Here is a 21,521-nt window from a genome sequence, read left to right on the forward strand (position 1 = left end):
TGATCAGTTTTTTACTTCTTCATGGATGACTGCTTCAATCTTTTCTCCATAGCCCGCTTTGGCCATGATGGATTTCACGATTGCCACCACTTCACCGGGTTCAAAGAGTTTGTCCACGATATCCGTAGGCTCCACGCAGCCATAAGCCTGCTGCAGGGAATGGTCTTTCAGAGACGGAGCCACGCACAGGTTGTACAGCGTATATTCGTCAGATCCGGTTTCCAGATCAAATGCCTCCGCCACAAATGCTTTGGTAGGCTTTTTGACGGTAATAGTCCCGATGGAAGTTGCCAGATCATACCGTTCTTCCTTTTTCTTTTCGATTTCTTCCCTGCGGGCAATCAGTTCTTCAATGGATACAGCCATGATTCATCCTCCTAGTCAAAAAGAACTGAGCCAGCAGAACAGCCGGCTCAGTATGATATTCATTCCACAGTTTCCAGGAACTGGGCATCCTGCGGGGTAAAGCCAAAGGGAAATTCCTTTTCCACGACTTTGCCCTTTTCGAAGCCCATCAGCAGCAGTTCGTTGAACCACACATTGTCGATGCTGACCCGTTCCTTCTGTCCGTCAATGGCATCCGGATCATCAATCAGCCCGGTCATCTGGAACCGGGGATCATGGCCGTTCTTCCATTCTTCCAGGACAGCAGCCACGTTCCGGTTGATGACGCTCTTGATGGTCATGGAACCTTCCCCTTTCAGGCTCACAATCTTGGAGTCTTCGGAGATGTCACAGGTCACATCTTCCCGGTTGGCCGTTACTTTGCATTCGTACTTCTGGATTTCAAAGATTAGTTCACCGTTGCACCAGACCTTCCCATAAGATCCGTTCCAGCGCCGGCGGCCTCTGTATTTCACATCATATTCGCTTCTGTTCATCCTTCAGGACCTCCTCAGAACGTAAAGTTGATGGTCAGATCTTCCATGGCATTCACCGGTTTCACATTCCCGATCAGAGCCAGTTTGGTTCCGGTGTTGTACTGGCGGATCTGCATCTTGGTCATCTGGGTAGGATCATCCCCATGGAGTTTTGCATAATTGGACTGGAATTCTTCGTCAATGTCCACGGTGTTGTTCCAGTTCTTGTCCAGCACATTGCCCTTGATGCCTTCAAAGTAGACCTTGCTTGCTGCGATGAACAGCATCTTGTGGTCATAGTCGTTGATGTACTTGCCCACATAGTACTTCTTGAAGGTATCCCGGAGGTCATCAGTCATCATATCCAGGGCTTCGATGATCTTGATGTACCGGTAATCTTCGTTCTTATCCGTAGTGAAAGTCACCAGGGAGGTGCAGCCCCGGGCAATCTTGACGCCGTCCCCATCCTGTTCATCCAGGAGCAGCAGTTCCCCTTTGTCGATCAGAGAGTCGATATCTTCGTAGACTTCTACGCTTTCCACTTCAGTCAGCTTGAAATAGGTGGCGCTGCGGTCCAGTGCCAGGCCGGCCAGGATGCCGGCAATCCGTGCCGTATACTGGAGAGCCGTGTAAGTCGTATAGACAGCCTTCCCGCTGGAATCGGTATCGGTCTGAACTTTGATATTGTTGGTGCAGAAGTTCACGATACCTTCATGGTCGGCAGCCTGGTCACTCAGGACAGCTTTGAAGGTCTTCCGCTTGTTGGTCCGCTGGGTCTTGATCCAGCTGGCCAGGTCCTGCTGTTCCTGAGTAGTTGCCGTAGGCGCGCACAGCCAATTCCATTTGATGCTGGCCAGGATCTTCAGAACATTGGCCTGGGTGTTCTTGGCTCCATCCACAGAGGTCAGGGGCAGGGTATAAACCAGGATCCGAAGAGGAGTCCCCAGCAGACATTTCTTGATCAGATCCACGTTTTCCGGAGTCAGTCCGGATTCCGGAATGTCAGACACATCCCGGATTACATAATTCTTGATTTCGTCTGCACTTTCATTGTGCAGGATCATGGCTACAATGCCACGGGCAGACCGCTTGATGGCCGTAGTAGCCTTGGTGCGAAAATTGATAATGACCTGCGGCAGGCCAAATACTTCGGCTTCATTCGCCATTGTCATTCCTCCTTTATTCTCGTTCAGTCAGATCAGCCCTGTTTAGCTGAAGCTCCAGGGACTGCATCAGTTCACCACGGATTTTTCCAACCTCTTCGTCAGTCCAGGCATCTGTAAACTGCAGGTCAAAGATATAATGCAGCACATCATCCACCATGGTTCTTTCTGCGGACAGGATGGTAATGTACCGGTCTCCCACCTGAAGTACGGGCCGGAACAGAGTGTCCAGATCATCCCCCACATCAAATACTGCTGAACGGTTCACCCGGCCTTTGGCATCCTTGGGATGGATGTAAGTCACATCCACCTGGATGGTCCTGTCCGTGTAGGTTTCGTCCAGTGTTTGGTGAATACTGGTGGTGAATTCCACATAAAAATAAGGTACATTATCCGACTTTTCCACATTGTCGAAACGCACCTCACAGTTGGGATATTTGGTTTTCAGTTTGGCCGTTATGGCGGCCTTGATGGATCGCAGAGCAATCAAAGGCATCAGCCTCCCAGCAGTTTCTTATAAATGGCAGCGCAGTCAGCTTCAAAAGCTTTTCCGGATTGAAGCATGCCCCGGTGGAGCATTTTTCTGCCTTTCACAAATCCTCCATTCCGGGTCCGGTGGCCATATTCCACATGGGCTGCATAGTCCACATTGTTATAGATCTGGCACTGCCCGCCAGAAGCTGGCGTATGATGCCAGCCAGCACGAAGATGGCCCCCATTCACTTTTCTTACCGGTGTATTGTCCTGCACCCGGCCCTTGATGACCTCTGCCTCCTGGTCCAGGAAGCGATTTACCACATCCAGACCCTGGTTCGTGATGGTTTCCAGTTTGTCGCTGAATTTGTCGAAGCTGGAAAAATGGATTCCCATTCAGGTTTCCTCCTTCCGCCTTGCGCTGATTTCCACATGGTCAGGGTAAGGGAAAGGCTTTGCCGCATTCAGCTGGAACTGGTCTCCCTCATGGGTAATGGTCAGAATGTCGTTTGGCAGGATCTTGATATCCGGATCCACGCACAGCCGCAGATCATTGCTCATGGTGAAGGCCCTGGCTTCCTGCCCGCTCTGCAGTTCCTTGCCGTACTGGCTCAGCTTGCAGGGTACATCTTTATAGACGTCCTGCAGTTCATATGTATCAGCCCCGTCTTCATCTACTGCATTCACCTGCCGGGTTACTGTGACCCGGTCCTTATACATATACCGTGCCAGCAGTTTCCGGCACCGGGACCAGGGCGGGGTCATTGAGGCCACCTCAGTTTACGATACAGGTTCAGTCGGGGACGCAGTGCCGCCAGATCACTTTCCAGCGTACTGCCGGCCTGAGAAGCATCAGCCACGGCAAACTGGTATTCCGTATCGTCCTGTTTGATGGATTTCAGCGCAGAACGGCCCCCGTTTTCCAGATCATCCAACCACCGGCCGATAATTTCGGCTCCTGTCATACACAGGGCCTGGGGGAAATCATCCCGGTTGCAGTAATCCAGGACTTCCGCCACAAAATATTTGGCATACAGCAGCAGCCGGGCGGCATCCGCTCCTTCCGCAGGTTTTCCACGGATGGTAGCCACATTGCTCTGGATTTCTGCTTCCGCAGCGGCTGGTTCCAGGAACGTAGTCATAAATATCACCTCATTTCAGGCATGAAAAAAGCACCAGGCATTTCTGCTAGGTGCTTGCTTATTTGGTCTTATTTGGCATCTGGATTAGCGGGTTCATACCGAATTCCATGGTCACCAGGATATTGCTTATCATGGCTTACTTCTTCAGCAAAAATCTCGAAAGGAATTCTTGTTGGAAAGGCATCGCAAGTAAAAATGGGTATGTCATTCTTCCATTTTGCTTTTGTATGGTAATGCTTACAAGTCATACATTTGGCAAATCGAAACATTTCAATACCCCCTTTCCCTGAAAATATCTTACCACTTTTATGCTGTAACTACAACGAATACTTGTTACATATGCAGCCAATGCATCAGCAGCAAACTCATATGCATCTAATATAGATGTACTGCATATAGCTTTGTCTAAGTTTCGTTTATAGAATATCCAAAATTTAGATTTACGATCAAAATCTATAATATCTTGAGTCATTAAATGAGCCCATTCATGTGCTGCAATATATTTTAGATTTGCTTTTCGTGGTAAAATCCCCCGCTGTATAAACGCTTTGATCACATCATTGGCCAGGCCTTTAGAATTAAAGTAAACAGCATTCAAAATCAAATGTCGCCCATTAACTTCCGCAAAGTCAGAAAATCCTAAATCCAACACACTAATCTTATTTAATCCTCCGTTATTACCATAGGATTCATTTACCTCTTGAAAGTATTTCAAGAAAGGTTCAATCACATCAGCATTTTTTAATGCCTTGGCCTCGAAAGTATTGACCTTCATAACATCTTTCACGTATTTTTTCACACGTTCAACGTCATCAGGTTTTTCCACAGGTAAATACCTTGGATCAGTAAGATTAAAGTGAATAGGATCCTTCAGTTTACTGCCAGAAGCCAGCTTATGTGGAATCTTCTCCCCTTCATACACCTTCACCGTATCTCCGCCATTGCTTTCCGGTGTGATATCCACCAGAACAGCCTTGCCGGCATGAGGATTCTTGGGGAGAGCCTGGGCTTTCACCACATACTTTTCATGCCATTGTTTATAATTCATGTCCGCAGGCACATAGTAGTTCCGGCCTTTTTCGTTCCTGGCAATCCGCTTGCCTTCCTGTTTGTGCCCGTCTTCCGGACCGTACAGGCTGCCAGCTATGGTAGACCGGCAGTTGGGGTGCAGGGGCGGCAAATTATCCCCAGGAGAGGCTTCTTCCACGCTCACGATACGTCCATCATGTTCCCGGCAAATCGGCGTTGTACGGTTGTCCAGGGTGGCAATGAACCGGTAGTAATCCATGCCGGCATCTTTGATGCTTTCCAGTGCAGCGCGGTTCTCTACATAGTTAAGCTCCGTCCGCACCAGCCTGGTGGCGTTTTTCGATGCCACGTTCATGCGCTGGGCAATCCGTTTGGAAATGGCTTCCACAGATTCTCCCCGGTGCACGGCAGTAACCATCTCCTGCTTTAGGGTCTGCCCCAGCAGTTTCTGGTTCTTCCAGATCCGCTCCGAATAGTTCTTTCCGCTCCAACGGTCTCGCAGCACATCTTCCAGGCTTTTTCGGGAGACCACCACCCGGGGGGATTTTAATCCCACCTTCCGGCCGATCTCATAGCAGCTCTGGAAATAGTTGTCTTTGTAGGCGTCAGAAAGGAACTTTCTCATGGAAGCACTGGTTTTCCGGCCCAGGCTGTCCAGCTCCATCACCGTATCTGAATACAGTTTGTCCAGCCGGCTGATCCGGCTGCGCATGGCCAGAGTGTTGAGCTCCTTCAGGAGCCCAGTATTCCCGGCATTGATCTGTTTTACATACTCCTGGATAGTGTAGCGCCATTCCCGGAATTCCTGCCCCTGGAGAAGTTTCCTGGCTTCCACCTGACTCAGATGATTGTCAGCAGCGAATCGTCCGTAAAGGGCCTGGATATCTTTCTGGATTTCAGCCAGCGACCTAGCATAGTACCGGGCCAGTTCTTTTTCAATGGTCTCTTGGGACTTCTTGTGCCAGGCCCGTTCCCTTGCATCGGCCCGCCTGGCCCAGTACTTTTCGCTGTTCATCCAGAATCACTCCCATCAGCCCAGTTTGTGTTTAATGGCTGCCAGGCGCACCTGCTTCGGTTCGTATACCAGGTTCCAGTTGGTCCCGTTGGCCAGTTCTTCCCGGGTAGGAGATTCTACAGCGGCGCGGGCCTTATTGGTCCAGGCAACGCCCCGGGGATGCATGATGAAGGCATGGCGGTTGTACAGGATATTGACGCCAGCGCCCAGGTTCGGATCCCGATCCACTTCCGTCTGCACAAAGTCCACAGGAGTCCCTTCCCCGAAAGCAATGGCACCCTGGCCAAAGAGATAAGTAGTATAAACGCCATCTGCCACAGGGCAGCCATCATCCACGATCACCCGACGGTCCTGGTAGGTATCGAATTCCACAGAGTTGGAATCCCGTTCCGTTACGATCAAGTTCTGCTTCTTCAGGTAGGCTTTGGTAGCGGAATGCATGGCTACCGCCGTCAGCCGGTCCTGGGCATCTCCCATCAGCTGCAAGCCGTCAATAAAGGCAGAAGCAGAGATGTTGGCCGCCTTGCCGGTACCGCTAGACAGATCCAGCACATGGCTCTTCATGGAAGTGGAGGCGAATACGCCAGCCAGGATAGCCAGCAGTTCTTTTTGGTACTGGCGGGCCCAGTAATCTGCCACCAGGTTCCCAATAGCTGCCATAGGATCAGATCCAGCCAGGGCGCCGGATAAGTTGGTGGCGCTCCATGCGTTCTGCCGCATGATGGTGGTGGATACATCTTTGTTGGATGTAATTTTGTTCTGTTCGATTTTCGTGCCTTCCACGATGTTCTGGGCATCGCCATTCAGATCTTCGAAGAAAGGCATATTGTGAGTCCGGGCTGCTTCACTGGCCAGGGCGTCGAATTCCGCAGTCCGCTGGATGATACCGGACTGGAACAGGGCAGAGCGTTCTGCCGTATGGTTGATCACATAAGGGGTAAACAGTTCAGGGACGATAACGTCCGCAAGAGTCGTACCAGGCATAAATCATTCCTCCTTAAATCTTTACCCCGGCCGCGGCGGCCATTTCCCGGGCTTGTTCGGGGTTTTCTCTCAGCATTTGGCCTTGTTTCGTCAGGTTGAAGGTCTCTTTGGCAAAGGGATTGTCAACCTGCGGACCCGTACCGCCATGGGGCTGGTAAGGTTTCGTTTTTTCCTGTTTGAACAGGAAGGGTTTCTCTTTCATGAGGGTTTCCACCTGTTCCTTCAGGCCGGAGACTTTTCCGTCTTCTCCCAGGACGATGGCATCACGTTTGATCAGGCCGGAAACAATATCCAGATCCTGGGCAGAATCTCCCAGGGCCAGCTTGATGGCACTGTCCATCTGGAGATCCTTGAGCCGCGCGTCCGCGGCTTCCTTCTGTTCCTTGTTGGCTTTCTGGAGTTCTTCGATCTGAGCTTTCAGCTGTTCGTTGTCTCCCACTGCCTTTTTCAGGGTGGTCAGCTGTTTGTCCCGGTCAGCGATTTGAGCTGCCAGGTCTTTATTTTTCTCATTCACTTCGTTGAAACGGGACTTTGGGATATAAGCCCCGTCCAGGAAGCTTTTCACATGATCCCTGGCGGTTTCCATCTGTTCTTCCGCAATGCCCAGCTGTCTCAGCAATTCTTCAATGTTCATAGATATCTCCTTCCGGTTTTTACCGAGGTTCACCTGCCTCGAGAGGGGATTTCAGCTTATTTTCCGGTTTCCGCAGCCGCGGTTTCCGTCACTCCATAGGCTTTGTTGGTTTCCAGGCATTCCTGGACCATCCGGCAGATTTCATACTCATTCCGGTCCTTGACTTTGGAAATCGGGAAATCCGCTCCAAATTGCTCAATGTAAGCCAGCAGCAGTTTAAGCATTTCCATCACCTCCTTCGTCCTTCAAATCATCATAAGGATCCAGTTTGTCATTCTGGGCTTTCTCTTCAGCTTCCAGCTCTTTTTCTTCATCGGAAACATCTTCTACAAAAGGATGGTTTTTCAAGAGCGTTTTCCGGCTTACGATTCCTTCTGATTTAGCACACATATCCACCAGTTCTGCATCGTTCCGGATGGCCGTCCGGGTCCAGGTCTGGATGATCCCGCCCTGGGTCCGGGACAGGTTCTCTTTTCCATGGAACCGGAGGATAGCTCGGATTAGCTCGTTGAAGCTCAAAGAGAATTCCGTTTCCGTCATACCGGCTTTCAGCTCCAGGAGAGCATACAGGAACTTCATAGCCTCGCCGGAAGTCTTGTCCATGCCCTGCTGCTCCGGATCCACACCCTGTCCCATGCTGAAGATAGCCTTCCGAGTGATTTCCAGCATCTTGTCCCGGGCTTCTACCGGGATATTGATGGTCAGGGTGGATACGTTGCCACCGGAACCAGTACCACCATCTTCCAGGCTGATGGCTTTGTAGTACTTCAGATCTTTCAGGAATTTCCCCAGGTCTTCCCCACCGTAATTGGTCAAGACGAAGATCACTTCCTGGATATCTTCCAGGTCATTGAGGAACCCAGAAAATACCCGGTCATAGCAGTCGATCAGCTTTTTGACCTGGGCCAGGTCGCTGGTGGCATGGCTGTTGTTCTGGAAGGGAATAAATGGTACCCGGCCGAGATCGTGATTAAACACATTGGCATCACCATCCGGCAGGTCGATCAGGAAAGCCCCGGTAGCAAACCGTGCCCAGGGGACTAAACTGTCCAGTCCTTCATCATTCCTTTTCCGATAGGTCTGGCACTGCCGGTCATCCCAGATTTCGTACAGGTCCCACATGTGGCCATCTTCGTCAATATCCTGGTAAGCTCGCAGACAGGCAACCAGACTATGGTCCAAATCAGAAGACCATACCGGGATCACCTCTTCCGAAGGAACCACACCCCAGTGGAATTCACTGTCAGGCCCTTTCCAGTAGTGGACCCAGCCTATCCCGGCATTGCAGGCGTTGACGCATAGTTCCATGCATTTTTTCTTGTAAGCATCTCCTAGATCCATAACAATCTGTTCATTGGCCCCTTCGTCTTTCACATCAAAGAGGGGCGGTGCCGTGAACATGTAAGATGCTTTCTGATTCACCAGCAGCTGGTAAAAAGAAAAAGGAATCCGGTTATCCGCATTCCGCAGCGGGTTCTCCATGGCTGATTCCCCGTTCCTGACTTCCTGCTTCTTCTTTTTGGGAGTATACAGGATATCGTTGTTGACCAGGTAATACCGCCTTGCCGTCATAGCCTGGGCAATGAAAGCAGCATGCCCGGCTGTATATTTTTTGATGAGCTGTTTGGCAGCTTCGATGTTCATAGAATCACCTCAGTATCCTGGCCCGGCCATGAGGCATGCAGGGCTGGAGCCCGTAACGCACCGCATCGATGGCGTGGTTGTTCTTGTCCGGAAAGGCATTAATGAACTGCCCGTCCCGGTTTCTTTCATATTCATAGCCGCTGAATTCCCGCCAGGCATTGGGACAGCGGTTCCGGTCTATATAGATATGTGCCCGGGACTGGAGCCAGTTGATACCGAATCTGACGCTGTCAGGGCCCTTCCTAGCCCCGTTTACATTGGCCCCGTACTCCCGCATCTCATAAATGCTTTTCGGCTCTGCAGAGTCTCCCAGGACTCTCACAGCAGGGTACTTCCGGTTAATCAGTTCCGCTGCATTCCGGTTGGTCAGCTTCTGCTGGTAGATTTCATCGAAAATGTACAGATCTTCGTGCTTAGCGTCGTAGTGCATGGCCACGAATGCCAGAGGGTCCACGGCAAAGCCAAAGTCCAAGCCGAAATATCGGCGATCAAACTGGCTGATCTGTTCCGCTGTCATCGTCATGGCTTCCACATTGTCGAACACAGCCCCACCGGTACCGGTCACTTCTCCCAGGTAAACATGCCTGTAGAGGGTTTCATTCTTCAGCTTTAACTTTTCCGCTTCCAGGAAGAACTGTTCTCCCAGCCATTCCCTGGGAACATCCAGGTAAGAAGAAGTATGGACAATCCGGTCCGGAGTATCCATCAGCACATCCTGGTTCACCCAGGAATCCCTGGATTTTGGCGGGTTGTAGCTATAGAAAACCCAGTATTCTGGCCCGCCCCGGAGCAGGGACCGCAGGGTGGTGTCGATTTCCGAAGGCCCGTTGAATTCCGCCAGCTCTTCGAACCACACAATGCCGAAATAGCCGTTAGAACACTTGATGGATTTCCCTTTGTTCTCTTCATCCAGGCCCCGGAACAGGATTTTTTGCCCAGTAGGCAGATAGGTCAGTTCCAAGGGTGAAAAGGTCTTTTTCCAGTAAGCTGCTACTCCCAGCTGCTGGATGGCCCAGAGCAGCTGTTCATAGATGGAGTTCCGGGCCGTGTTTCCCACCTTCCGGAACGCCACTCCGTTTACATTGGGGTGCTGCATCATCTGAAGGATGATTTCTACAGAGATGAAAGAAGACTTTGTGCTGCCACGTCCACCTTTCAGCCAGTAATGGGTGTAATCATGGTGTTTCACTGCCCTATGCAGGCCATAGAAGGAGGGAGCCAGAAGGCTGGACAGACTGACATGCGCGGTTTCACTCATGGCTGCCGCCTCCTTCGTCGATATCATCGACAATCACTGGCACAGGAGCGTTTTCCAGCTTCAGCTTGTCGTTATAAATCCCGTAGACCCGGCCCAGCAATTCTGCTGCCTTGTTCCGGTCTCGGGTAGCCACCTTGATGCTCATACGTCTGGCTTCGCTGCACCCGTCTCCGACACCCTCCACCACAATGGTTTCATCTTCCTGCTGGCCTCTCATGACGGAAGTCAAGTACTCCAGCACTTCTGTAGCGTCGGCAGTCCGCTGGCTCTTCAATTCGGCCAGGCGGGCGTCAATGGCGGCTTTAATCCTAGGTTTTCCTAGGTTCTCCAATCCAATTGCTTCAGCAGTCTTTTTCGAATACCCTGCCATCCTTGCTGCTTCCGTGGCATTCCCACCGGTTTCAATGTAATAGTCCACAAATCTGGTCTGTTTTTCAGTTAACTTATGAGCCATTACATCACCACCTTTGTGTTGGTATAATTGGCACAGAAAGGATGTGCATGTTATGAAAAGGAATTTAGATCTCATCCGCCAGATTATGCTCAGGATTGAAGCTTCTGACAAGGACTCGTTCTATGCAGATGACTTTAAAGATTTAACTGACAATGAAAAAGAATTACGCTACAATCTCCATCTCATGTATGAGGCAGGAATGATAGAAGCATCCCAGATTGACGTTATGGGTAGCATGTTGCCGGAATACCGGATTTATTGGCTGACCAATAATGGGTGTGACTTTCTGGGAGATATCCGTGACAAATCGATATGGTTAAAAACCAAAGATACTCTGACCAAGATAGGGACAAACGCCGCCCTGGATGTTGTCTCCACCGTTGCCAAAGCAGTCATCAAATCTTCCCTATCTTCTTACCTTCAGCTTCAATGATTTCCAGGATGAGAGTTTGCAGTTTCTCGTATTGTTTCCTCAGTTCATCATCAACCAATGGATATCTGGCTATAGCTTCACTCATATCCAGCAGAATGCCAATTCGTTTACCGGAGCATTTGGCTGTCAGCCATTGCTCTGCTTTCATTTTGTCCATCATTCCATCTCTCCCGTCAAGGAAATAAAAAAGACGCCCTGACGGACGTCTTCAATAAACATATGGAAAAGGGGCCAGAGGCGGCCCCTTTCCTCCCAGATAGGTATCTCAGGAGGCTTTGAGTAGGAAGTGCAGGAGCTCGGCAGATTTCAAGTCTACTGCCCCCAAACTTTCACACTACTATTGTACCATGTTAAAAGTGGTATTTCTGTCGATTTCTGTCGAAATGTGGAACTACAAAATCTCTCCCTGTTCCTCGCTGGTATCCAATTCCAAGACTCCCTGAATGGGAGAAGCCTCTGCCCCGTAAACGATTCCCGTTAAAATGTCCAGGGCTTTACTGTACTTTCTCCGGCAGTAGCTGGAATCATCTTCCCCCAGCCGGTTGGCGATCTGTACCCAGGTCAGCCGGCGGGTCTTGTATCCGCTCTTCCACCGAAGAATCCTGGCATAGTCGCCCGGCATCCGCTGTAGCCCTTTGTCTACCCTTTCCATCAGTAGCTGCTGATCATAAAACCTTGCCTTTTTGGCTTCCAGCCGGGTTTCCAGTTCCTCCTGGCGCAGGCAGAATGCTTCTTCCGGGCTGGCCTTTGAACCTCCGCCACTTTCACTGTCAGGGCCATATCTGGTTGTTTTCGGTCCCGGGATAGTATGGAGTGCAGCCGTATCCTGGATGATTTCCTCCTTGAGGATCTCCAGATTGGCCTGCAGTTCATAGCTGCATTCCAGGGCATACTTGATTCTCTTTCGATATTTCTCCTGTACCATCCGGGGATTACACCTCCTATTTTTTGTCTTCTTTGCCGTACAAATAATCCCGCAGCATCTTGATACACTGGATGGCTTTGTCCAAATCCTGCTTCCCGTTTTTACGAGGATACCGGTAAAGATACTTCACGGCACAGCCTTCTAGGTAGGCAGCCTGGCCTTCAGATTTCCCCGTCATGATCCGGACGGCTTCGATAGCTTCCCTGCCCCTGAAAGTGTAGTGGTCCGGGTGCCGGATTAAATCTCCCATGGGCTTTTTCATCTTGAGATGGTAGGGACATTTGGCCGCAGCCTTCTGGATGGTGTCCCGATAAATCCGACAGCGATAGAGTACGCAGAGCCTCTTGCCGTCCCAGAAGTAATCTTCAAGGTCACAGTAGTCACATTTCATACAGCGTTCCTGTTCAGTGTTCATCGGATATGGTTCCTCCTCATAAAATCCCGCATGCACCGGTAGGTGCAGAATCTTTTTACCTGGCGCATGTAGTAAATCCTCCAGGGCCATTTTCCTGTAGTACCTTCGAAGTAGGTCAATTGGCAGTTGGCACACTGGTGGAAAGTACCCACATAGCTCAGCTTGTAAGGGTTTTCACTCATAAGCAGCTCAACTCCCTTGAGATGACATTCTCCTCATTTTTCAACCGTTCCCGCAGCTTACTGATCCGGTCCAGTGCCTGGACTAGCACGTCATGTTCCTGGCTCCTGGTGGCCGTTGGGTTGATTTTCATAGACAGATAGGCAAACTCTGCTTCCGCAGTCCCCAATTCATTGCTGATGTTTTGAAATTTGGCTTTGATTTCCAGAAGGGTATCATTCATTTATTTTCCTCCTTTGCAAATTCAGTCATAACCTTTGCAATATGGTCAGTCATTCTCTTAAGCCGGACGTCCCCGAACCCGAACTCCGCCCTCAGGGCATCCCGACAATCACTGATGCCCAGGTTGTAGATCTGGCTGCTATACTCAAGCAGCCAGAAGCGGAACGCTGGCAGGCTCATGGCCTTGATACGCTTCAGCTCCTGACGGCTCACGCCGGGGATCCTGATTCCCTGTTCCATTATGACAGCGCCTCCTTCATTTTCCGCCAAACAAAAGGAAAAGGACCAGAAAGTCCATAATGATAAACCATAGGACAAGCAGCGCAACGGCTGCTGCAGCTATTATGGGCATCCATTTCCAGCATTGATTCATGGCTTCCCTCCCGCTTCCCATTCCCGGTAGAGCCGGAACCAGTCATCGGCTCCCATAGTCACCTTCCAGCTGGTCCCGTTTTTCCGGTGGAACACAGCCGGGATGTTTCCAGTAGTCTTCACTGCGTCTCTGGAAGCCTGGGCCAGAGCATCGTCCAGGTTCAGGTGTTCTACCCGCTTGACCTCGATGTGGATGCCGGGCAACCCCACCACATCAGCTGCGCCCTCTTCGTTGTTCCCACAATACTGAGCAGAGCGCCTGGCTTCATAGCCCTGTGCCCGGCAAAGCCGAACCACTTCCAGTTCCCCGTTCTTTCCCTTTTTCTTTCCGTTGACCATTAGGCGTCTTCCTCCTTTCGTAAACCATTTTTAGTTTCCGGATATAATCTTGCGATACTCCCAGGATCTTGGCTGCCTCTTTAACAGAACATGTCAAGCACTCCATACAGATCACTCCTTTCTTCCTTCCACCTTTCTTTCTGGTATAATGACCAGGAGAAGGGAGGTGAATATTTTGGATCAAGTAAAAGACGAAATCTTTTATCACATTGGAACTTTTAAAGAAGGACAACGAGAAGTTATAGGGAAAAAAGTGAATCCATTCTTCAAAAGCTTTGATAACTTCGGATATACCGGAGCTATAGGATGGAACCAGTGTGTTGAATTGTTAAAAGAATATCAACTGTATGCTAGGGAACGAATTTTTGAAGATATCCGTCTGGCAAGCTTCCCTTCTTTGCCATCTCGGAAGACCTGTCTTTGGTTGCTTCGAGCAGACTCTTTAATGGACAAAGTAACATATTGGAGGGAAGAACTTTCACCCGAGAAGCATCTTTATAAGCTTTCATGTACAGGAAACATTCATGTAGCTGATGATGCCTTTTTAACGCCAAGGTTCGGTTTCCTTCCAACATACAGGGAAGATGCTGTGAAATATTGGTCAGGAGAATGGGTTTCCAAATCTTGCATCCACGAAGAAGTCCTTTTTCAAGGTGAAGTTTTCGTGATAAAAGATTATGGTCCAGTTACGGATGATATATTTTCAAGTCATCCGGAGTTAAGGTGAAACATTCTCTGCCGATATAAGCAGCTTCCAATATGATGATCTGAGTAATAAGGGTATTCAGGTCATCATATTTTTCTTGCAACATCGTAGGGATTTCTGTCAGTTCTTTTCCGTTAGCAACATCGTTTCTCGCCGATACCAATCCGTTGATTCTTTTAATTCCAGACTCCAATTCCAGCGAAGTAACTTTCCCATTGCCAAAAGTTGGTTTTGTTTCCTGAGTTTCGTGTTCCTGATTTTGATTTACAATAGTTCCCATTTCTTCAAAAGCCATTTTTCATTCCTCCTGTTATTGATTGTTTTGGTCGATAAACGCTTTTATCTGTGGCCATGCACCCAGGATGACTCCTTCCAGGAAGCCCGTGTCGTAGTCCATGATGCTGACATCCTCCGGATAGTAGCCTTTGGCCGCCACAGCCTTCCGGACTTTGTCCTCCGTGACTCCCTCCGTCTTCAGCAGGTCAAACACCTTGTGGATGGTAGCCTGCCGAGGGTCAGAGGCAATCATTTTTTCTGCCGTAGCCGTCTTGGGCGGCTGCGGGTTGGACATTTTCGGAGTTTTCTGCTGTATTTCCCCAGCAGGTTCCGGAGCCGCCGGACCTTCGTTCCCTGGGATGAATTTTGCAATAGATGCAAATTCAAACGGCATTTCCATAGGCAGACCCCATCGGTTCTTTGCATCCCAGGTGCTGGCATGCTGGGTATACATGACCCGTTTGCCTCCTACCCCTTTCTTTTTGCCGTTATCATCTGCTACCACCACCGTCTTGTAGTTGATGAACAGCAGTGCATCCGCCCATTCCTTGACGATGGCAGCCGTCTGGGCCGTGGTCTTCTTGTTCAGCTTCAGTTCCCATCGGTCATAGGCTCCCATTTCGTCCGGTTGCCGCATCAGCTGCTGGGCGATGTGGGTCATGTCCTGGTAAAGGTGCCGCTGCCGGTTGGCCTCCTGTTCCGCATGAATCCGCTGGGCATGTTCTTCCTCCCAGCGCCGGGTCAGGTCATCCACCTGCTGCTTCAGAACCTCTTCTCTCTGGGCCCACCTTTTTTTCGGCGGTCCAGTTGGATTTCCAGGGCATCTGCCCGGGCCCGCAGCCGGACCCGTTCCCGCATTTCCTTCAGTTCGCTCATTTTTCTCCTCCTTCCAGTCTCCTGGGGGCCGCTGCTGTCAACCGTTCCGCAAGATGGCTGACCAACTGGCGGCCCCGCTGTCCCCGCAGCGTGTTCTTCATCCGCCGCTGAGCCTTTTCCTGTGCAGCCAGCTTCTCCCAGGTGGCAATGAACTGCCCCCGCAGGTAACCCATGGAGGCGGTTTCCGTTCCGCACAGGGTGATCCAGCCGATTTTCTTCACGGCGCTTTCTGTGAGGCAGTTCTCCCACACAGGGGCTTCATTGGCTGCCAGGGGTTCCTTGTCCTTCATGACAGGGATCCGGTAGGGACCGACGCTTCCCACAGCCCGCAGCACCTTCTCCCACTCTTCTTCCGCCATGGGTGCCCGGGTGCCGGTGGCTGCCTTGACGATCCTTGCGGCTTCGTCCCGGATTTCCGCTACCGTCGGCTGGTACCGGCTGGTCTTGATCACGTTCTTCACAGCCTGGGCCAGGACTCCCTCTGGGATGTCAGCCGTCAGCTGGGCATAGGCTTCCCCCTGCACGTCCGTGAACTTGGGATAGCAGGCCTTAATCAGAGCCATGGCCGCCGCCTTGATTCTGGCCAGCTGCGCCTTCGTCTGTGCCAGCTCCGATTTCAAATTCCGGCACTGGTATGGGCTGTACTCTGATAAATCCTTCCCGGCCAGAGCATAGACATCCTGAGCCCGGAAACGGAGCCCCGGAAGCTTTTTGATCCGGGGAAGAATCCCACGGTCACAGAGATCATAGACCGTTGATTTCCCCACGTTGAGGACCTCTGCCGCCTCGTCGGCCTTCATAACTAACTTTTCCATGAGCGGCCTCCTTTCTGTTTGCCACATTACGTGGCCGATTTGGTTAATAAAAAATCGACTCGACCGTCTTACCGTAAAATTTTGCCAATCTAACTTTGATTTCGTCTCGTGGCACCCTTATCCCATTTTCATACATGGACACAGCAGAAACGCTAATGCCGCATCCCTGAGCCACGGTACTACGGTCGATTTCACCACGGAGCTTCCGTAAGCGTTCACCAATTTCTTTCGGTTCCGGCACTTCACTCACCTCCTTTCTCCACGTTTCGTGGCACAAGCATAGTATAGCTTATAACACGTTTTGTGTCAACACGTTTCGTGTTATTTCTTCTACTTTTCTATCACGTTTCGTGATATAATAGAGCCATGACAGGAGGGATGGCCATGAAATTTAAGGATAGATTGAGAGAACTGAGAACATCACGGGGATTGACTCAGGATGATTTTGCCAAAGCCACAGGCCTCACCAGAAGTGCAATCAGTATGTACGAGTCCGGGAAACGGGAACCGAACTTTGAGGTCCTGGAAATGATCGCTGACTTTTTTAACGTTGATATGAATTACTTGTTAGGAAAGAACGAAAACAGTACTTACTATCTCAACCCGGAGACTGCTAGAATCGCCCAGGAAATCAAAGACACCCCGGGTCAGAGAGTCCTTTTTGACGCCGCACGTGACCTTTCCCCTGAAGACATTAAGGTCGTGATGGCCGTCATCGAAGGCCTGAAAGCTAAAGAAAAGAGATGATCCTTATGACTGTCGTTGTCACTTATCAAAATCTGCCGAAGAAAACCAACTCTCTCGCCGTGGCCAATGGTGACGGCAGCTTCACCATCATCGTCAACCGTTCCCTGGACGATCAAGAACGGAAGAAGGCCGTCGCTCATGAAATCCGGCACATTTCCAGGAACGACTTTGTCTGTCCAGATGCCGGGGTTGCCGAACTTCTGTGTCATGAGTCAGAAGAATTTCAGATGCCATCCGATATTGAGATATTTTATAAAGACTGAAAGGAGTAAAAATTATGAAAATCAAAGCACTGACCATTCTGTTGTCCGCCCTGCTGGCCTGCTCCCTGCTTGTATCCGGCTGTGGAGACGACAAAAAGCAGGAGTCAAAGCCTGCTGCCGTCACGTCCATCAAGATCGATACCAGCACGGACGAAGGGAAACTCCAGCAGAAAATCGCTGATGCCGTGGCCGCATTAAAGACAGGACATGACTCCATCTCTGAAATCCAAGTGGCTCAATCCCTGTCCGGTGAAAGCACCAACGTCAATGTGACCGTTGACCTGGCTCATATCGATGATCCAAAGATCATGCTCCAGGAGTGCATGGGGCTGACTAAAACCATCGCCAAAGCCGCCTATACCAGCGGAAGCCCGTACAAGATTACCAACGTCACCACGATCTGCCGGACGTCGCTCACGGACACCCGGAACGGCAAGGAATCCATGGAACTCTGCCGGCCGAAATCGTGAAGGGATGGAACTGGGACAACGTCGCAGCTATCAACCTGGCCAACGTCCAGGGCAAGGGCATCTTCGTCCATCCGGTCCTGCAAAAGAAATAAAAAAAAGACGCCCGGTGCTGAGGACACCGAACGTCTCTACAAACGCACATGGTCAATGGGAGTTTGCATGATTATTATACCATGCCAGCCCCCTCTTTGCCAGAAAAGGAGGCTTATTTTATGGAATACAGATTTTCGTACCGGGAGAAAAACGGGTCTATCTGCCTGATACTTTCATACAAGGTCGGCCGCCGCTGGAAGCAGAAGACGAAGCAGGGCTTCAAAACGCAGCGGGAAGCCAGACGCTACCAGGATGAGCTGCTGGAACAGGCCAGAGAAGATGTCGGTCTGGGACCTGCCGATCCGGATTTAAAGAAAGTCACACTTCGGCAGTTCTGGGAGTTGTTCGCCCGGGACCGCCGTAGCAATCTTACGTACAACACCATCAAGTCATACAGATCCGGCCTGCTGGCTTTTAAATCCATCCTGGACATCCCCATCGTAGACCTGACTCCTGCCGCCATCGTCAATGCTCTCCACCAGATTCCCACATCTCCGGCTTCGGTCAACTACTCTCTAAGGGTGCTGAAGATCATCCTGGAACACGCACGGGTGATCTATCACTTGATCGGCGTCAACCCGGCCAGGGACGTCAAGCAGATCAAGGACGCTAGGGTCCGCCAGCTTCGGGCATTCAGCCGGGAGGAGCTGGCCAGGCTGCTCGCTGCACTCAAGGCCCTGCCGAACCAGGCCGCCTATCTGGCTGCGCTCATAGCTGCTGGAACCGGGATGAGATATGGCGAAGTCATGGGACTCACCTGGGCGGACGTGGACGCCCTCCACCAGACCGTTTCCGTCACAAAGCAGTGGGGCCTCGTGGCCCGTGGAAAGTACGCTTTAAAGCCAACCAAAACGAGGAACAGCGTCCGCACGATACATGTAAGCAGCACCATTCTTTCCGCTCTCCGGACGTGGAAAAAACAGCAGTCATTGAGCATAGACGGCCGGATTTTCGGCGGTCTGGACGCCTACAATTTTTCTCACCAGCTCAACTACTACATCCAGAAAGATTTCCCTGGGAGATCTTTCCATTCTTTCCGGCATACCTTCGCCACCCTCCTGCTGGAAGCCACAGGGGACGTTAACCTGGTGGCGGCCGTCCTGGGAGATACGGTAGCCACAGTGTCAGAGACCTACCTGGATTATACCCAGGACATCAGGGACAGAGCGGCGGCAGAAATGGAGTGCCTGCTTTAATTTTTTTGCCGTATTTTTGCCGTCACGAAGAAAAAGCCCGGAAACACGTGGCTTCTAGGCTTATACCTTTTTACTCTCTATTATACCATAGGAGATAAAAAAAAGGGGGGTGTGAAAAAATTCACACCCCCGGTCGCGGCCCTACACCACACTCATGGGATCCACGTCGAAATACACATTGGCCATATTCCTGTATTCGGACTGGCGGAGCCAATCTTTTACCGGCTTCATCCGGGGGCTTTTCAGCAGCACGTTGATCCGGTAGATCTGGTTCACTTTGGCCACGATAGCCGGGAAGGGACCCAGGATCTCCAGGGGATGGCCGGTTTCCAGCTGCCAGGCTTCCAGGGCATTCACCAGTTTCTGGGCTGTGGCCAGGGCCTCCTCTTCCCTTTTGTGATGGACGGTGACCTTCAGCATCCGGGTAAAGGGCGGATACCCCAGTTCCTTCCGCTGGGCCAGCTCCCTTTCGGCAAACCCTTCATAGTCCTGCCGGGCGGCCATCTGGAGAATGGGATTTTCCGCATCATAGGCCTGGAAGATCACCTGCCCCGGCTTCTCTCCCCGTCCTGCCCGGCCGGCGGCCTGGGTCAGCAGGGCAAAGCAGCGCTCTCCGCTGCGGAAATCCGGCAGGTTCAGCTGGGAATCCGCACTCAGGACTCCCACCAGGGTCACATTGGGGATATCATGGCCCTTGGCCACCATCTGAGTCCCCAGGAGCACATTGTAATCCCCCCGGCGGAAGGCCTGGAGGATCTGCTCATGGGCAAACTTTCCGCTGGTGGAATCCTGGTCCATGCGCAGGGGCCGCACCCCCGGGCACAGGTCCCGGATTTCCCGTTCCGCCTTTTCCGTGCCGGTGCCGAAGAACCGGATCCGGGGGCTGCCGCAGTAGGGACATTTGGTGGGCACCGGTTCCGTATGGCCGCAGTAATGGCATTCCATCAGCTGCTCCCGGGCATGGTACACCAGGGACACCGCACAGTTGGGACAGCTGAGGGATTCCCCGCAGTCCCGGCACAGCACAAAGGTGGAAAACCCCCGGCGGTTCAGCAGTACAATGGCCTGCTCCCCGTTCTTCACCACGTCTTCCAGCTTCCTCCGCAGAGCTTCTGACAGCACCGTCCGGTTCCCCTGGCGGAGTTCCTCCCGCATGTCCACAATGGACACCTGGGGCAGGTGGCTGCCGGTCTTGGCCCGGTGGGTAAGCCGGAGACGGGTGTAGACCCCCTGTTCCGCCAGATAATAAGACTCCAGGTCCGGGGTGGCGGACCCCAGCACCACCGGCACCTTCCGGTAATGGGCCCGGTACTGGGCCACCAGCCGGGCATGGTAGCTGGGCCGTTCCTCCTGCTTGTAGGTCCCTTCATGCTCTTCATCCATCAGGATCAGTCCCAGGTCTGCAAAGGGACAGAACACCGCCGACCGGACCCCGATCAGCACCCGGGCCTGGCCGGACCGCATCCGGCTCCACACGTCTCCCCGCTCGCTGGGGGAAAGCCGGCTGTGGGCCACCGCCACACCGGCGCCGAACCAGGCCTTGAACCGTTTCACGATCTGTCCGGTAAGGGCGATTTCCGGCACCAGCACCATTACCTGCTGGCCTGCCCGGAGGGCCCTGTCGGTGAGCCGGAGATAGACTTCCGTCTTGCCGCTGCCGGTGATCCCCTGGAGCAGGAAGGTCCGGGGATCCCGGTTTTCCCGGGCCCGGTCCACTGCCTGGATGGCCGCCTGTTGTTCTTCCGTCAGTTCCAGGGTTTCCTTCCGGGCTTCCAGCCCCTGGTAGCTGTCCCGGAGGACCCGCCGCCGGCCTTCCAGCAGCCAGCCTTTCTGGACCAGGTTCCGGAGCACTGCGGAGGAGATGCCTTTTCCTTCCAGCTCCCCGGCGCTGGCGGTGTTCCCGGACAGCAAAAAGTCCAGGGCAGCCAGCTGGCTTTTGCCCCGGACCTCTCCGTTTTCCCGTGCGGCCAACCCTTCCGGTGTTGCTGTAAAGGTCCGCTCTGTTTTTTCCCGCAGTTTGTATTTCACATCGTAGGAAAGGACCACCGCCTTTTGGGCGATCAGTCCCTTCAGGGCCGTCTCTCCTCCCGGGAGATTCCGGATGGCCCGCCGGGACTGGGGACCCTTCAGGGTCAGGAAATCGTACAGTTCCTGTTCCTCAGGAGTAAGCCCGGCCACTTCAGGCACTGGGACGTATTTCCCCACTGCCGCCAGGCTTTTCCGGCCCGGGATGAACAGCCGCAGGGCCTCCGCCAGGGTGCACAGGTAGTACTGGGACAGCCAGTAGGCGGTGGCCAGCATTTCACTGTCGAACCAGGGTTCCGTCCCCACCACATCGGCAATGTCCTTCAGTTCCCGGGACAGATCCGGGCTCCGGTCCTCTTCCACAATGAAACCTTCCAGCAGCTGCTGGCCGAAAGGCACCACCACCCGCCAGCCCTGGCCCAGGAAATCCAGGGCCTGGGGCACATGGTAGGTGAACTGCCGAAAAATGTTTTTGGCAGGCAGATTGATGGCAACCTTTGCGTATTCCATC

Annotated in this window: 31 protein-coding genes; 6 read left to right on the top strand and 25 right to left on the bottom strand. The window is 52.1% G+C overall.

Annotated elements, in window-relative coordinates; translation table 11 throughout:
* Positions 1-3 precede the first annotated feature (3 nt).
* The 14 genes from ACTQY5_RS02520 to ACTQY5_RS02585 all read right to left on the bottom strand — a co-directional run bounded on the left by ACTQY5_RS02520 (position 4) and on the right by ACTQY5_RS02585 (position 10,657).
* Complete coding sequence (locus ACTQY5_RS02520; RefSeq protein WP_441368753.1) at positions 4-366, bottom strand: phage tail assembly chaperone; 363 nt, start codon at positions 364-366, stop codon at positions 4-6.
* Between the two features lie 59 nt (positions 367-425).
* Positions 426-881: a phage tail tube protein gene (locus tag ACTQY5_RS02525; RefSeq protein WP_278673884.1), complete on the bottom strand. Its 456-nt coding sequence runs from the start codon at positions 879-881 to the stop codon at positions 426-428.
* A gap of 14 nt (positions 882-895) precedes the next feature.
* Complete coding sequence (locus ACTQY5_RS02530; protein ID WP_441368754.1) at positions 896-2,026, bottom strand: phage tail sheath C-terminal domain-containing protein; 1,131 nt, start codon at positions 2,024-2,026, stop codon at positions 896-898.
* Positions 2,027-2,039: 13 nt separating this feature from the next.
* On the bottom strand, positions 2,040-2,513 hold the full coding sequence (locus tag ACTQY5_RS02535) for a phage tail terminator family protein (RefSeq protein ID WP_441368755.1): 474 nt from the start codon (positions 2,511-2,513) through the stop codon (positions 2,040-2,042).
* Between the two features lie 5 nt (positions 2,514-2,518).
* Positions 2,519-2,893 carry an HK97 gp10 family phage protein gene (locus ACTQY5_RS02540; RefSeq protein WP_441074181.1) on the bottom strand — a complete coding sequence of 125 codons (375 nt, stop codon included), beginning with the start codon at positions 2,891-2,893 and terminating at the stop codon, positions 2,519-2,521.
* Positions 2,894-3,262 carry a hypothetical protein gene (locus ACTQY5_RS02545; protein WP_441074179.1) on the bottom strand — a complete coding sequence of 123 codons (369 nt, stop codon included), beginning with the start codon at positions 3,260-3,262 and terminating at the stop codon, positions 2,894-2,896.
* Positions 3,259-3,639, bottom strand: a complete 381-nt coding sequence (locus tag ACTQY5_RS02550) for a hypothetical protein (protein ID WP_441368756.1) — start codon at positions 3,637-3,639, stop codon at positions 3,259-3,261. Before ACTQY5_RS02550 ends, ACTQY5_RS02545 begins: the two co-directional genes overlap by 4 nt.
* A 244-nt stretch (positions 3,640-3,883) precedes the next feature.
* Positions 3,884-5,683: a minor capsid protein gene (locus ACTQY5_RS02555; protein WP_441368757.1), complete on the bottom strand. Its 1,800-nt coding sequence runs from the start codon at positions 5,681-5,683 to the stop codon at positions 3,884-3,886.
* 15 nt (positions 5,684-5,698) lie between these two features.
* Entirely contained in the window at positions 5,699-6,667 is a 969-nt protein-coding gene (locus ACTQY5_RS02560) for a major capsid protein (RefSeq protein ID WP_441368758.1), read from the bottom strand.
* A gap of 13 nt (positions 6,668-6,680) precedes the next feature.
* On the bottom strand, positions 6,681-7,301 hold the full coding sequence (locus tag ACTQY5_RS02565; RefSeq protein ID WP_441368759.1) for a phage scaffolding protein: 621 nt from the start codon (positions 7,299-7,301) through the stop codon (positions 6,681-6,683).
* A gap of 56 nt (positions 7,302-7,357) precedes the next feature.
* Positions 7,358-7,525, bottom strand: coding sequence for a hypothetical protein (locus ACTQY5_RS02570; protein ID WP_441074169.1), 168 nt, complete (start codon positions 7,523-7,525; stop codon positions 7,358-7,360).
* On the bottom strand, positions 7,518-8,945 hold the full coding sequence (locus ACTQY5_RS02575; RefSeq protein WP_281739202.1) for a phage portal protein: 1,428 nt from the start codon (positions 8,943-8,945) through the stop codon (positions 7,518-7,520). Before ACTQY5_RS02575 ends, ACTQY5_RS02570 begins: the two co-directional genes overlap by 8 nt.
* Before the next feature lie 4 nt (positions 8,946-8,949).
* Positions 8,950-10,203: a PBSX family phage terminase large subunit gene (locus ACTQY5_RS02580; RefSeq protein WP_281739203.1), complete on the bottom strand. Its 1,254-nt coding sequence runs from the start codon at positions 10,201-10,203 to the stop codon at positions 8,950-8,952.
* Complete coding sequence (locus ACTQY5_RS02585; RefSeq protein WP_441368760.1) at positions 10,196-10,657, bottom strand: terminase small subunit; 462 nt, start codon at positions 10,655-10,657, stop codon at positions 10,196-10,198. The genes ACTQY5_RS02580 and ACTQY5_RS02585 overlap by 8 nt, the downstream gene beginning before the upstream one ends.
* Before the next feature lie 52 nt (positions 10,658-10,709).
* On the opposite strand from ACTQY5_RS02585, the gene ACTQY5_RS02590 reads away from it, so the two are divergent.
* Positions 10,710-11,090: a DUF2513 domain-containing protein gene (locus tag ACTQY5_RS02590; RefSeq protein WP_441368761.1), complete on the top strand. Its 381-nt coding sequence runs from the start codon at positions 10,710-10,712 to the stop codon at positions 11,088-11,090.
* Here ACTQY5_RS02590 and ACTQY5_RS02595 read toward each other — a convergent pair.
* The 6 genes from ACTQY5_RS02595 to ACTQY5_RS02620 all read right to left on the bottom strand — a co-directional run bounded on the left by ACTQY5_RS02595 (position 11,053) and on the right by ACTQY5_RS02620 (position 13,543).
* Complete coding sequence (locus tag ACTQY5_RS02595) at positions 11,053-11,250, bottom strand: hypothetical protein (protein WP_441368762.1); 198 nt, start codon at positions 11,248-11,250, stop codon at positions 11,053-11,055. The two genes, ACTQY5_RS02590 and ACTQY5_RS02595, sit on opposite strands and share 38 nt — an antisense overlap.
* A gap of 231 nt (positions 11,251-11,481) precedes the next feature.
* A complete protein-coding gene (locus tag ACTQY5_RS02600) occupies positions 11,482-12,015 on the bottom strand; it encodes a hypothetical protein (RefSeq protein ID WP_441368763.1) in 534 nt (177 codons plus the stop codon).
* A 16-nt stretch (positions 12,016-12,031) separates the two neighbouring features.
* The gene (locus tag ACTQY5_RS02605) at positions 12,032-12,430 is read right to left on the bottom strand and encodes a DUF3310 domain-containing protein (RefSeq protein ID WP_441368764.1); all 399 of its coding nucleotides are present in this window, start codon (positions 12,428-12,430) and stop codon (positions 12,032-12,034) included.
* 178 nt (positions 12,431-12,608) lie between these two features.
* The gene (locus tag ACTQY5_RS02610; protein ID WP_441368765.1) at positions 12,609-12,833 is read right to left on the bottom strand and encodes a hypothetical protein; all 225 of its coding nucleotides are present in this window, start codon (positions 12,831-12,833) and stop codon (positions 12,609-12,611) included.
* A complete protein-coding gene (locus ACTQY5_RS02615) occupies positions 12,830-13,072 on the bottom strand; it encodes a hypothetical protein (protein ID WP_441368766.1) in 243 nt (80 codons plus the stop codon). The genes ACTQY5_RS02610 and ACTQY5_RS02615 overlap by 4 nt, the downstream gene beginning before the upstream one ends.
* Before the next feature lie 129 nt (positions 13,073-13,201).
* Positions 13,202-13,543 (bottom strand): hypothetical protein, encoded by a 342-nt coding sequence (locus tag ACTQY5_RS02620; protein ID WP_441368767.1) that lies wholly within the window; start codon positions 13,541-13,543, stop codon positions 13,202-13,204.
* Positions 13,544-13,718: 175 nt separating this feature from the next.
* Here ACTQY5_RS02620 and ACTQY5_RS02625 point away from each other — a divergent pair, with 175 nt between their 5' ends.
* On the top strand, positions 13,719-14,270 hold the full coding sequence (locus ACTQY5_RS02625) for a DUF2441 domain-containing protein (protein WP_337543022.1): 552 nt from the start codon (positions 13,719-13,721) through the stop codon (positions 14,268-14,270).
* On the opposite strand, the gene ACTQY5_RS02630 is transcribed toward ACTQY5_RS02625, so the two are convergent.
* From ACTQY5_RS02630 to ACTQY5_RS02645, 4 genes are all read right to left on the bottom strand, one after another.
* Complete coding sequence (locus ACTQY5_RS02630) at positions 14,230-14,544, bottom strand: hypothetical protein (RefSeq protein WP_441368768.1); 315 nt, start codon at positions 14,542-14,544, stop codon at positions 14,230-14,232. The genes ACTQY5_RS02625 and ACTQY5_RS02630 overlap by 41 nt on opposite strands.
* A 15-nt stretch (positions 14,545-14,559) precedes the next feature.
* The gene (locus ACTQY5_RS02635) at positions 14,560-15,279 is read right to left on the bottom strand and encodes an AAA family ATPase (protein ID WP_441368769.1); all 720 of its coding nucleotides are present in this window, start codon (positions 15,277-15,279) and stop codon (positions 14,560-14,562) included.
* Between the two features lie 118 nt (positions 15,280-15,397).
* On the bottom strand, positions 15,398-16,216 hold the full coding sequence (locus ACTQY5_RS02640; RefSeq protein ID WP_441368770.1) for a helix-turn-helix domain-containing protein: 819 nt from the start codon (positions 16,214-16,216) through the stop codon (positions 15,398-15,400).
* Positions 16,217-16,259: 43 nt separating this feature from the next.
* Complete coding sequence (locus ACTQY5_RS02645) at positions 16,260-16,457, bottom strand: helix-turn-helix transcriptional regulator (RefSeq protein ID WP_441368771.1); 198 nt, start codon at positions 16,455-16,457, stop codon at positions 16,260-16,262.
* A 143-nt stretch (positions 16,458-16,600) separates the two neighbouring features.
* Between ACTQY5_RS02645 and ACTQY5_RS02650 the strand changes: the two genes are divergently transcribed.
* The 4 genes from ACTQY5_RS02650 (at position 16,601) to ACTQY5_RS02665 (ending at position 18,985) form a co-directional block, all read left to right on the top strand.
* Positions 16,601-16,963 (top strand): helix-turn-helix domain-containing protein, encoded by a 363-nt coding sequence (locus ACTQY5_RS02650; protein ID WP_276803789.1) that lies wholly within the window; start codon positions 16,601-16,603, stop codon positions 16,961-16,963.
* 5 nt (positions 16,964-16,968) lie between these two features.
* The gene (locus ACTQY5_RS02655) at positions 16,969-17,226 is read left to right on the top strand and encodes a hypothetical protein (RefSeq protein WP_441368772.1); all 258 of its coding nucleotides are present in this window, start codon (positions 16,969-16,971) and stop codon (positions 17,224-17,226) included.
* Between the two features lie 14 nt (positions 17,227-17,240).
* On the top strand, positions 17,241-17,696 hold the full coding sequence (locus tag ACTQY5_RS02660) for a hypothetical protein (protein ID WP_441368773.1): 456 nt from the start codon (positions 17,241-17,243) through the stop codon (positions 17,694-17,696).
* Positions 17,697-17,908: 212 nt separating this feature from the next.
* Positions 17,909-18,985, top strand: coding sequence for a tyrosine-type recombinase/integrase (locus tag ACTQY5_RS02665; protein WP_441368774.1), 1,077 nt, complete (start codon positions 17,909-17,911; stop codon positions 18,983-18,985).
* Between the two features lie 141 nt (positions 18,986-19,126).
* Here the strand turns inward: ACTQY5_RS02665 and priA are convergent, their stop codons facing one another.
* A complete protein-coding gene (gene priA / locus ACTQY5_RS02670; RefSeq protein WP_441368775.1) occupies positions 19,127-21,520 on the bottom strand; it encodes a primosomal protein N' in 2,394 nt (797 codons plus the stop codon).
* Position 21,521: the final 1 nt, after the last annotated feature.

Source organism: Acidaminococcus sp. HCP3S3_H5 (assembly GCF_052122235.1).
Classification (GTDB): Bacteria; Bacillota; Negativicutes; order Acidaminococcales; family Acidaminococcaceae; genus Acidaminococcus.

Excerpts from the sequence above, each read along its gene's own strand:
- ACTQY5_RS02520 (WP_441368753.1), bottom strand. The coding sequence starts at position 366 with ATGGCTGTATCCATTGAAGAACTGATTGCCCGCAGGGAAGAAATCGAA.
- ACTQY5_RS02525 (WP_278673884.1), bottom strand. The coding sequence starts at position 881 with ATGAACAGAAGCGAATATGATGTGAAATACAGAGGCCGCCGGCGCTGG.
- ACTQY5_RS02530 (WP_441368754.1), bottom strand. The coding sequence starts at position 2,026 with ATGGCGAATGAAGCCGAAGTATTTGGCCTGCCGCAGGTCATTATCAAT.
- ACTQY5_RS02540 (WP_441074181.1), bottom strand. The coding sequence starts at position 2,893 with ATGGGAATCCATTTTTCCAGCTTCGACAAATTCAGCGACAAACTGGAA.
- ACTQY5_RS02545 (WP_441074179.1), bottom strand. The coding sequence starts at position 3,262 with ATGACCCCGCCCTGGTCCCGGTGCCGGAAACTGCTGGCACGGTATATG.
- ACTQY5_RS02550 (WP_441368756.1), bottom strand. The coding sequence starts at position 3,639 with ATGACTACGTTCCTGGAACCAGCCGCTGCGGAAGCAGAAATCCAGAGC.
- ACTQY5_RS02555 (WP_441368757.1), bottom strand. The coding sequence starts at position 5,683 with ATGAACAGCGAAAAGTACTGGGCCAGGCGGGCCGATGCAAGGGAACGG.
- ACTQY5_RS02560 (WP_441368758.1), bottom strand. The coding sequence starts at position 6,667 with ATGCCTGGTACGACTCTTGCGGACGTTATCGTCCCTGAACTGTTTACC.
- ACTQY5_RS02565 (WP_441368759.1), bottom strand. The coding sequence starts at position 7,301 with ATGAACATTGAAGAATTGCTGAGACAGCTGGGCATTGCGGAAGAACAG.
- ACTQY5_RS02570 (WP_441074169.1), bottom strand. The coding sequence starts at position 7,525 with ATGCTTAAACTGCTGCTGGCTTACATTGAGCAATTTGGAGCGGATTTC.
- ACTQY5_RS02575 (WP_281739202.1), bottom strand. The coding sequence starts at position 8,945 with ATGAACATCGAAGCTGCCAAACAGCTCATCAAAAAATATACAGCCGGG.
- ACTQY5_RS02580 (WP_281739203.1), bottom strand. The coding sequence starts at position 10,203 with ATGAGTGAAACCGCGCATGTCAGTCTGTCCAGCCTTCTGGCTCCCTCC.
- ACTQY5_RS02585 (WP_441368760.1), bottom strand. The coding sequence starts at position 10,657 with ATGGCTCATAAGTTAACTGAAAAACAGACCAGATTTGTGGACTATTAC.
- ACTQY5_RS02590 (WP_441368761.1), top strand. The coding sequence starts at position 10,710 with ATGAAAAGGAATTTAGATCTCATCCGCCAGATTATGCTCAGGATTGAA.
- ACTQY5_RS02595 (WP_441368762.1), bottom strand. The coding sequence starts at position 11,250 with ATGATGGACAAAATGAAAGCAGAGCAATGGCTGACAGCCAAATGCTCC.
- ACTQY5_RS02600 (WP_441368763.1), bottom strand. The coding sequence starts at position 12,015 with ATGGTACAGGAGAAATATCGAAAGAGAATCAAGTATGCCCTGGAATGC.
- ACTQY5_RS02605 (WP_441368764.1), bottom strand. The coding sequence starts at position 12,430 with ATGAACACTGAACAGGAACGCTGTATGAAATGTGACTACTGTGACCTT.
- ACTQY5_RS02610 (WP_441368765.1), bottom strand. The coding sequence starts at position 12,833 with ATGAATGATACCCTTCTGGAAATCAAAGCCAAATTTCAAAACATCAGC.
- ACTQY5_RS02615 (WP_441368766.1), bottom strand. The coding sequence starts at position 13,072 with ATGGAACAGGGAATCAGGATCCCCGGCGTGAGCCGTCAGGAGCTGAAG.
- ACTQY5_RS02620 (WP_441368767.1), bottom strand. The coding sequence starts at position 13,543 with ATGGTCAACGGAAAGAAAAAGGGAAAGAACGGGGAACTGGAAGTGGTT.
- ACTQY5_RS02630 (WP_441368768.1), bottom strand. The coding sequence starts at position 14,544 with ATGGCTTTTGAAGAAATGGGAACTATTGTAAATCAAAATCAGGAACAC.
- ACTQY5_RS02640 (WP_441368770.1), bottom strand. The coding sequence starts at position 16,216 with ATGGAAAAGTTAGTTATGAAGGCCGACGAGGCGGCAGAGGTCCTCAAC.
- ACTQY5_RS02650 (WP_276803789.1), top strand. The coding sequence starts at position 16,601 with ATGAAATTTAAGGATAGATTGAGAGAACTGAGAACATCACGGGGATTG.
- ACTQY5_RS02655 (WP_441368772.1), top strand. The coding sequence starts at position 16,969 with ATGACTGTCGTTGTCACTTATCAAAATCTGCCGAAGAAAACCAACTCT.
- ACTQY5_RS02660 (WP_441368773.1), top strand. The coding sequence starts at position 17,241 with ATGAAAATCAAAGCACTGACCATTCTGTTGTCCGCCCTGCTGGCCTGC.
- ACTQY5_RS02665 (WP_441368774.1), top strand. The coding sequence starts at position 17,909 with ATGGAATACAGATTTTCGTACCGGGAGAAAAACGGGTCTATCTGCCTG.
- priA (WP_441368775.1), bottom strand. The coding sequence starts at position 21,520 with ATGGAATACGCAAAGGTTGCCATCAATCTGCCTGCCAAAAACATTTTT.